6 protein-coding genes are annotated in these 6740 nt (G+C 69.4%); all 6 read right to left on the reverse strand.

Translation table 11 applies throughout. The annotated features are described in order from the left end of the window. Positions 1–754 (reverse strand): Flp pilus assembly protein TadD (locus tag DCO49_RS18915; protein ID WP_116865306.1); only part of this gene is annotated, 754 nt, incomplete at its 3' end. Positions 755–759: 5 nt separating this feature from the next. Next, positions 760–1689 carry a type II secretion system F family protein gene (locus tag DCO49_RS18920; RefSeq protein ID WP_116865301.1) on the reverse strand — a complete coding sequence of 310 codons (930 nt, stop codon included), beginning with the start codon at positions 1687–1689 and terminating at the stop codon, positions 760–762. Positions 1690–1717: 28 nt separating this feature from the next. Beyond that, positions 1718–2650 (reverse strand): type II secretion system F family protein, encoded by a 933-nt coding sequence (locus DCO49_RS18925; protein WP_116865302.1) that lies wholly within the window; start codon positions 2648–2650, stop codon positions 1718–1720. 1 nt (position 2651) lies between these two features. Further along, positions 2652–4001, reverse strand: coding sequence for a CpaF family protein (locus DCO49_RS18930; protein ID WP_116865303.1), 1350 nt, complete (start codon positions 3999–4001; stop codon positions 2652–2654). Then, positions 3986–5197 (reverse strand): fimbrial protein, encoded by a 1212-nt coding sequence (locus DCO49_RS18935; RefSeq protein WP_243402781.1) that lies wholly within the window; start codon positions 5195–5197, stop codon positions 3986–3988. Before DCO49_RS18935 ends, DCO49_RS18930 begins: the two co-directional genes overlap by 16 nt. 69 nt (positions 5198–5266) lie before the next feature. Then, complete coding sequence (locus tag DCO49_RS18940) at positions 5267–6625, reverse strand: type II and III secretion system protein family protein (protein WP_116865305.1); 1359 nt, start codon at positions 6623–6625, stop codon at positions 5267–5269. Positions 6626–6740 lie beyond the last annotated feature (115 nt).

Genomic DNA, 6740 nt, shown 5'->3' on the forward strand with positions numbered 1-6740 from the left:
CCACGCGGGTGGGCATGGCGGTGCGCGCCGCTGTGACCGGGGCGGTGGCCGGCGTGCTGCGTGCGGCGTCACGCTGCTGCCAGCGTGCGCGGATCTGCTGGGCCTGCTCGCTGATGCTGCGCTGTACGTCCGGGCTGAGTTGGGCCTGCGCCGCCAGCCGCTCGGCCGTTGCCGCATCACCGCGCAGCACGGCCCACAGTGCCAGGTTGGCGGTGGCCTTGGCATTGCCCGGCTGCAGCTCCAGCGCCTTGGCCAGCGGTTCGCGTGCCTGCTCCAGCTGGCCGGCACGCAGGCGCGCATAGCCCAGGTCGCCGAGGTAGTCGGTGTTCAACGGCTGCAGGCGGGTAGCGCGCGCCAGCGCCAGTTCGCTGGCGGCATCATCGTTTCGGCGCGCTGCGATCAGGCCCAGGCCGTGCGCGGCAGCGGCGGCCTGGGCGCCGGAATCGAGGCTGCGATAGATATCGGCGGCCGCGTCGACCTGGCCGGTCTCGCGCAGGGCGTCGGCCTGCAGCAGGCGCAACGCGGGCGCATCGCCGAAGCGCTGCCGGTAGGCGTCGACGTGGGCCAGCGAAGCAAACCACGCGCCCTGCTGCTGCATGCGCGCGATCAGCTCCAGATAGGTGTTGCGGCTGTCCTGCGGCGCCGGTGTCGGCTCGGCCAGACTCGGCCCCTTGCGATAGGCCGGGGCGGTGGAGGCGCAGCCGGACAGCGCGGCCAGGGCGCACAGCAGGTAGGCGGGGCGAAGCGCAGGCATGAGGTTCATCCCATCTTGGTCAAGGTATTGGCCAGCGCCACCAGCGCAGGGCCGGCAAGCACCAGCATCAGCGCCGGCAGCAGGGTCAGCATCATCACCACGGTCATCTTCACCGAGAGCTTTCCGACCTTTTCCTTCAGCGCATTGCGGCGCTGTTCGCGCAGGCGCACGCTGAACTGCCGCAGCGGTTCCTGCACCGCGCCGCCATGCGCATGCACCTGCAGGATGAGCTGCACCAGGCTGGACAGGTCGTCATCGCCGTAGACCTCGCTGAGGCGACGCAGCGACTGAGCGCGCGTGCGGCCGAGCGAGTAGGCGGCATTTGCTTCCTGGATCTCGCGACCCAGCACGGGCAGCGCATCACGCAGCTTGTCACCCAGCGTCTGCAGGCTCTGGTCCATGCTGAAACCCACGCCCTGCAGCAGGCGCAGCAGGTCGATCAGCAGCGGCAGTTCGTTGGACACCGCGCGGCGCCGGCGCTTCACCCAGCTGGACAGTGCGAACTTCGGCAACAGCAGTCCCGCCGCCAGCGCAGCGATGACCACCATCAGGCGTGACACGCCGGTGGCATCACTCATTGCCAGTGCGGCCACCAGCACCAGTACAGCCAGCATCAGCCGCAGGGCGAGGTAGATGGCGGTGCCACGTCGCGTGTTCCAGCCGGCGAGGTCGAGCAGCAGCCGGTCTTCGTTGGCCAACAGCGCCGCTTCCAGGCGGCCACCGGCGAATAGCTGGCCGAGCTGCTGCAGCCATCCAAAGGAGTCGCGCGCAGGCGCGGGCTCCGGCGGTGCGGCATCACGCGGGCGCAGTGCGGTCTGCAGGGTCGCGGAGGTGCGCGCTTCACGGCTGCCACGTACCCACCCGCCGAGGCCGAGCAATGCCACGCCAGCGGCCAGCACCAGCAGGGCCAGCATCCACCAGGTGGCGGCGCTCATCGCAGGTCTCCCGGGCACAGATGCTTGGTCATAGCGAGCGCGCCAGTCGATACAGCAGGAATCCACCGACCAGCTCCAGGCCGAGGGCCATCAACAACACCTTGTGGCCCAGCGGGTCGTGCAGCACGGGCTGGAAGAAATCGGGACTGCTGATCGCCATCAGCACGGCGCAGGCCGGCGGCAGCAGGCCCAGCACCCAGGCCGACATCCGCGTTTCCGAGGTGGTCGCCGCCAGTTCCTGCTGCGCCTGCTCGAGGTCGCGCATGAAATCGCCCATGCGCTGCAGGATCTGGTCGGAACGTCCGCCGATGCGCACGCTGACACCGATCACCACGGCAAGCACCTTGAGCACGTCCATCTGGTAGGGCTGCGCGGCCAGGCCCAGCGCACGGTCAAGGTCCATGCCGCTGCGCGCGTAGCGCACGGTGGTGTCGAGCATGCCGCGCAGCGGCGCGGTGGTCTGCACCGATGCGGTCTGGAAGGCCATCTGCAGGCTGTTGCCGAGCGCGGTCAGGCGCACCAGGTTGTCGAGGAAATCCGGCAACTGGTGCAGCAGGCGCGCACGCAGGCGGGTGGTGCGGCGGACGATCCACAGCCCACAGCCGAGCAGGTAAAGGCCCAGCGTGAGCGGGAACATCCACAGCGTACCCAGGCGCATCACGGCGACGACGGAAAGCGCGATGCCCGGCACGAGCAGCAGCAGCGGCAGCTTCCAGCCCGGCTCCAGGCCCGCACGCTGCAGGAAGGCGTCCCAGGGCAGGGCGCGCTTGGCTGCTGCGGGCGCGGCACGCGCGGGATCGGTCGCTGGCAGCGGCGTGCTGCCACCGCGGCCGAGCTGCTGCTCGGCGTGCTGCAGCGAGCTCTGGCGCTGCTCGCGGCCGTGCGCGGCGCCCCACAGCCACACGGCCGCAGCCAGCAGCACGGCCACGATGCTCAGCAGCAGGAGCGCGGCGGTGCCCATTTCAGAAGTCTCCGTACAGCGACTCGCGCAGCTGCTGGCGGAACGGCTCCAGCTTGCGCGAATGGGGCTGGAAGCCGAGGCCGATCCAGCGGTTGACCTCCGCCCCGTTCGCATCCACCTGCACTTCGTGGCGGAACATCTCCTGGGTAGTGATCAGGTTGTCGCTGACGCCGGTGATCTCGGTGATCGACACCAGCACGCGGCGGCCACTGGGCAGTCGCGAAATCTGCACGATGAAGTCAATCGCGCTCGCGATCTGCCGGCGCAGGCTGTCCTCGCTGCCCTGGAAGCCGGCAAAGCCAGCCAGCATCTCGATGCGGTACAGGCAGTCGCGCGGCGAGTTGGCATGGATGGTGGCCATCGAACCGTCATGGCCGGTATTCATCGCCTGCAGCATTTCCAGTACTTCGGCGCCGCGCACCTCGCCGACCACGATGCGGTCCGGGCGCATGCGCAGGCTGTTGCGCACCAGGTCGCGGATGCCGACCGCACCATGACCATCGGCACCGCCCACGCGGCTCTCCAGGCGCACCACGTGCGGGTGGTTCAGCGATAGCTCGGCGGTATCTTCCACGGTGATGACGCGCTCGGTTTCCGGCACGTAGCTGGTCAGCGCGTTAAGCAGCGAGGTCTTGCCCGAGCTGGTGCCGCCGGAGACCAGGATGTTGCAGCGGCCCAGCACCATGGCCTTGATCAGCGCCTGCATCGGTGCGTCGAAGGTGCCCTTGGCCAGCAGTTCGTCCGGGGTGAAGGGGTCCTTGCGGAACTTGCGGATGGACACCATCGGACCGTCCACGGCCAACGGCGAGATGATGGCGTTGAGGCGGCCGCCGTTGGGCAGGCGCGCATCCACCATCGGATTGGAATCGTCCAGGCGGCGGCCGATCGGGGCCAGGATGCGGCGCAGGATGCGCAGCAGGTGGGTGTCGTCGGTGAAGCGCTGGGTCGCGCGCCGCAGCACGCCGCCCTGCGAGACATGCACGTCCTTGAAGCCGTTGATCAGGATGTCCTCGATCGTCGGGTCGTGCAGCAGGTCATCCAGCGGACCGAAACCGGTGAGCTCCTTCACCAGTCCCTGGGCGACGGTCTGCATCTCCTCCTCGTTGATCGGGATGCGCCATTCTTGGATGAAGCTGACGGTCTGCACCTGCACCCAGCGCGCGATGGTATCCGGCGCCCAGGAGTCGATGTCGATCCGCTCGTCTTCGATGCTGTTGAGCAGGTGCTCATGCGCGGCCGACAGCACCTTCTGGTACTGCTCGGTCTGCGCGAACGGCGGACTGGCCGGTGCGTTGTCAGGCAGCCCGGCGCGCGCCATGGCATTGGGAAACAGGGTCACTTTGTCTTCCATGGCGTTCCACCCAGGGCAAGGGCAAGTCTTTCCCGCAGGCCAAGCGGCAGGGCCGGGCCGGCGGCCGGGTCCAGTCGCGCCACCAGCGGGGCTAGGGCGCGCAGGTACCGATCGCGCGGGGCATCCTGCAGCAGCAGATGGCCGTGGCTGGCCGCGGCCCGCACGCGCGGGCGCTCGGGCAGGGTGGCCAGCAGCGGCAGTTCGAAGCGGCGTGCGATCTGTTCGGGGCTCAGGCCGCTGTGTTCATCATGACGGTTGACCACCAGCTGCAGCCGGCTCTCGCGTTCACGCTGCCCGCTCAGGTGCTTGAGGGCATGATCAAGCGAGACCAGGGTGGCGATGGCGGTGTCGGCCACCAGCCAGATCTCGTCGGCCTGTTCCAGTAGCAGCGGCGGCAGCTGGCGCAGCGGGCAACCGCCGGCATCGCACAGCACGCTGGTGAAGACCCCGCGCAGGCGCTGCAGCAGCGCGCCGGGATCGGAGGGCGGCACCGCATCGCTGCCGCTGGCACGGTCGAGCAGGACCAGGCCGCTGGTGTGCCGGGCCATTGCGGTGCGCGCGAGGGTGGCGTCGATGCGGCTGGCGTTGCGCAGCGCATCTTCATAGTGGAATCGGCTGTCTAGGTTGAGGTACAGCGCGAGATCGCCCGCCGGCTGCGCCAGCTCCATCAGCAGGCCGTCGGTTCCCGTGGCATCGTCGCCCGTATGGCTGCGCTGCTGCTGGGCGAGCACGGCCAGATGTGCGGCCAGGGTGCTGGTGCCAACGCCGGCGCGTACGCCAAGCAGCAGCACGAACCGCGCGCGGTGCGACGGCTGCGGGGCGGCGGCGGTGCGCGGGGAGAGCGCGCGGCGCAGGGCGATCTCGATTGCGCCGTTGTCGCTGTCCAGGTCGAGCACATCGCGCAGGCCGGCGCGCAGGGCCATCACCACGCCTTCCACCTGGCCGGTGCCGGTGGCCCCCACGGCCATCAGGTTCAGATCGGGCTGGGTCTGCTGCAGCTGCTCAGCCAGCACGGTTGAAGACGCCGCGTATTCCGGGCGGAAGTCGAGCAGCACCAGGCTGTTGGCACCCCGCTGCAGGTCCTGCGCCGAGGTCGGCTGCGTGCTGTCCTGCCAGTGCAGCACCGCCGATGCCGGCAGCCGCAGCGCCAGCCGCTGCAGCAGTTCACGATCAATGCCGTACAGGACCAGGTTCATCGCTGGTCCCGTGGCATGCAGTGGCTGGGCAGTGGCGTAGGGCATGGGCGTGGGCTCGGCAGCATCGGGTCAGCGCGAGAAGCCTGGCACCGGGTCCTGGCTGACCGGGCCCAGCAGCCATGCACCCCATTCGGGCATGTGCGGGCGCGACTCGCGATCGCCGGGCAGCGGCAGCTCGGTGTTGCGGGCCAGCGGCTGCACCAGGCGCGGGGTGACGATGATCACCAGCTCCTTGTCCTGGCGCTTGTAGTCGAGATTGCGGAAGAACGAGCCGATGATCGGCAGGTCGCCCAGCATCGGAATCTTGTTCACCGTGGACGCCACCGTTGAACTGACCAGGCCGCCGATGACAAAGCTCTCGCCGTCGCCCAGCTCGACCGTGGTGTCGGCGCGGCGCGTGCTGATCGAGGGGATCTGCACGCCATTGAGGGCGATGGAATTGGTGTAGTCCAGGTCGCTGGCTTCCGGCGCCACCTTCAGTGCGATGCGGTTGGGCGACAGCACGGTGGGGGTGACGGTCAGGCCGATGCCGAAGGGCTTGTAGGTGACGGTGGTGGTGCCGAGGCCCTGCGGCTCGAGGATCGGCAGCTCGCCGCCGGCCAGGAAGCTCGCACTCTGGCCTGACAGTGCGACCAGCGTCGGCTCGGCCAGGACGCGGGCCATGCCGTTGCTCTGCAGCAGGTCGACGTCGGCATTCCACAGGCCCTTGGTCGAGCCGAACACCAGCCGGAATGCGGAGGAGATCGGCGACTCTGCTTCGTTGCTGCTGCCGCCTTCCGTCATTCCCGGCAGCACGCCGGTGTTGCCCGGCAGGATGCCGCCGGGGCGGGCGAAGCCATAGGCGAAGCCACCGTTGCGGTTCTGGAAGCTGATGCCGATCTGCTTCAGTGCGGTCTTGTTGAACTCGACCACCTTCACTTCCACCTGCACCACGCCGCCACTGGCGATGGTGGAGGCGTCGGCCAGCATGCCGTCCTTGCCCAGGGCCATGGCCGCAGTCTTCTGCTCCTGCATGTGGGTCAGCATGCTGTCGCTGCTTCCCTGCAGCAGTCCCTGCTGGTCCTGCTGGGTGAACACCAGGCCGTTGCGGCCGGCATCCGCGGCGCCCTGCACGGCGCTCTGTACGCGCACCTGCAGGCGCTGCGGCTCGCCCTGCTTCTTGTGCCACAGCAGCAAGGTGGTGGTGCCGGGCGCCTTGCCGACCAGCAGTGCCTGGCGCTGGCCGCGCAGCATCACCACGTCGGCCACGCCCGGATCGGCGATCGCCACCCGTTCGAGATCGGCCGGCAGCGTCCACGGACGCTGTTCGCGGGCCTGCAGCACCAGCTCATCTGCCGCCACGCCCGTGCCGGGCGCCAGCAGCACCAGCAGCAGGGCCAGCCAGCGTTGGCGGGCGGTCGGGCGGGGATGCGGGCGATGTACGGTCATGGAAGGTCTCGGGGCAGGTCAAAGGGAACCGCGGGGGGCTGCACTGTCGCCACGGATGATCTCGATGCCGGCCGGGCGCGCGGCGGCGCGGCGCGGTGCGGCCGGGCGCGGCGTC

Source organism: Stenotrophomonas sp. SPM (assembly GCF_003105135.1).
GTDB lineage: Bacteria > Pseudomonadota > Gammaproteobacteria > Xanthomonadales > Xanthomonadaceae > Stenotrophomonas.

Coding starts and splice junctions, on each gene's coding strand:
- DCO49_RS18920 (WP_116865301.1), bottom strand. CDS start 1,689: ATGAGCGCCGCCACCTGGTGGATGCTGGCCCTGCTGGTGCTGGCCGCT.
- DCO49_RS18925 (WP_116865302.1), bottom strand. CDS start 2,650: ATGGGCACCGCCGCGCTCCTGCTGCTGAGCATCGTGGCCGTGCTGCTG.
- DCO49_RS18930 (WP_116865303.1), bottom strand. CDS start 4,001: ATGGAAGACAAAGTGACCCTGTTTCCCAATGCCATGGCGCGCGCCGGG.
- DCO49_RS18935 (WP_243402781.1), bottom strand. CDS start 5,197: ATGAACCTGGTCCTGTACGGCATTGATCGTGAACTGCTGCAGCGGCTG.
- DCO49_RS18940 (WP_116865305.1), bottom strand. CDS start 6,625: ATGACCGTACATCGCCCGCATCCCCGCCCGACCGCCCGCCAACGCTGG.